General features: G+C 73.4%; 2 protein-coding genes. Both read left to right on the top strand.

Annotation, left to right across the window (positions count from 1 at the left end):
* Positions 1–1,021: ABC transporter substrate-binding protein (locus C6N75_RS29675; protein ID WP_105871923.1), on the top strand; the 1,021-nt coding region annotated here is incomplete at its 5' end.
* A 4-nt stretch (positions 1,022–1,025) separates the two neighbouring features.
* Entirely contained in the window at positions 1,026–1,934 is a 909-nt protein-coding gene (locus tag C6N75_RS29670) for an ABC transporter ATP-binding protein (RefSeq protein WP_105871922.1), read from the top strand.
* The last annotated feature ends 56 nt before the right edge of the window (positions 1,935–1,990 follow it).

The following is a 1,990-nucleotide window of genomic DNA, read 5'->3' as shown; positions in this document are numbered from 1 at the left end:
CCCACTCCAGCTTCACGTCCTCCAGGAAGCCGCGGTCGGCGGCGGCACGGGCAAGGGCGACCGGACCCGCACGCTGCGCTACCAGGGAGCCGTCGGCCAGGTCACCCCCGCCGAACTCGCCGCCGACCTCGGCTTCCTGGAGGACGTGAAGCTGGAGTGGGTCGGCAACACCATCAGCGGCCCGCAGGACATCCAGTCCGCCGCCACCGGACAGACCGACTTCGGCGGGGCGTTCAACGGGGCGGTGGTCAAACTCGCCGCCAACAAGGCCCCGATCAAGGCCGTCATCAGCTACTACGGCTCCGACAAGGACTCCTACCAGGGCTACTACGTACTGGCGGACAGCCCCATCCGCGGCCCCCGCGACCTGCTGGGCGCCAAGGTCGGCATGAACACCCTGGGCGCGCACGCCGAAGCCCTGCTGGACATCTACCTGGAACGCGGCGGACTGTCCGCCGGCGACATCGGCAAGGTCGAGCCGCTGGCGCTGCCGCCGGTCAACACCGAGCAGTCGCTGCGCCAGGGGCAGATCGAGGTCGCCGTGCTCGGCGGCATCCTGCGCGACAAGGCGCTCGCCAAGGGCGGCATACGGCCGCTCTTCACCGACCACCAGCTCCTCGGCCCGTTCAGCGCCGGCACCTATGTGATGACCGAGCGCTTCCTGAAGCAGAACCCGGGCGCCTCCCGGACCTTCGTCACCGGCGTCGGCCGGGCGCTGGCCTGGTCGCGGACCACCCCGCGCGAGGAGGTCATCGCCCGGATGACCGAGATCGTGGACAGGCGCGGCCGCAACGAGGACACCGCGGCGCTGAAGTTCTGGAAGTCCTACGGGGTCGCCGACCCCACCGGCCGCGTCGCCGGCGAGGAGATCGAGCTGTGGATCGACTGGCTCGCCGACCGCGGCGACCTCGACCGCTCCAAGGTCAGCCTCGACCGGCTCTACACCAACGCGTTCAACCGGGCCGAGGCCGCAGGCCCGACGACGTCCGGCCGGACCCCCACCCCCTCCAGCGGGAGCTGACGCCATGACCGACCCGACCCCGCGCACCGGCGCCGAGACCGCCCCCAAGATCGTCTTCGAGGGGGTGCGCAAGACCTTCCCCGTCCGCGACACCCGCGGCGGCCGGGTGGCCGGCCGGCGCGGACGCGGCCCCGCCGCCCCGCCCGGACCGCGCCGCCGCACCGGCGAGTTCACCGCCCTGGACGGCGTCGACCTCGCCATCGAGGCCGGCGAGTTCACCGTCGTGGTCGGGCCCAGCGGCTGCGGCAAGTCCACCCTGCTGGACCTGCTCGCCGGGCTGACCCGCCCCACCGACGGCCGCATCCTGCTCGACGGCCGCCCGGTCACCGGCCCCGGCCTGGACCGCGGCATCGTCTTCCAGCAGTACGCGCTGCTGCCCTGGCGCACCGCCCAGGGCAACGTCGAGTTCGGCCTGGAGGCCGTCGGCGTGCCCCGCCGCGAGCGCGCCGGACGGGCCCGCGACTTCCTGGACCTGGTCGGCCTCACCGGCTTCGAGGACCGCCACCCGCACGAGCTGTCCGGCGGCATGCGCCAGCGCGTCGCCATCGCCCGCAGCCTCGCCTACGACCCGGACGTGCTGCTGATGGACGAGCCGTTCGCCGCGCTGGACGCCCAGACCCGCGAATCCCTCCAGGGCGAGCTGCTGCGGATCTGGCAGCGCACCGGCAAGACGGTCCTGTTCATCACGCACGGCATCGAGGAGGCCGTCTACCTGGGCGGGAAGGTCGCCGTGATGACCTCCCGCCCGGGCAGGATCAAGCGCGTCGTGCCGATCGACCTCGGCGAGCGCACGGCCGCCGACGACCTGCGCTCCAGCCCCGAGTTCGCCCGCCACCGGCACGAGATCTGGTCCCTGCTGCACGACGAGGTGTCCCGGGCCCAGCAGGAGGAGAAGGAGGGCGTGGCCGCATGAGCCCCGTGTCCGCCACCACGACCGACCACCCGGCCCCCGCCCCGGCGGCCGAGGCC

Origin of the sequence: Streptomyces solincola, assembly GCF_002982015.1 — a bacterium.
Taxonomy (GTDB): domain Bacteria; phylum Actinomycetota; class Actinomycetes; order Streptomycetales; family Streptomycetaceae; genus Streptomyces; species Streptomyces solincola.
The sequence above is the reverse complement of the archived record's forward strand: the minus strand, read 5'-3'. Positions and strand labels throughout refer to the sequence as shown.

Coding starts and splice junctions, on each gene's coding strand:
- C6N75_RS29670 (WP_105871922.1), top strand. CDS start 1,026: ATGACCGACCCGACCCCGCGCACCGGCGCCGAGACCGCCCCCAAGATC.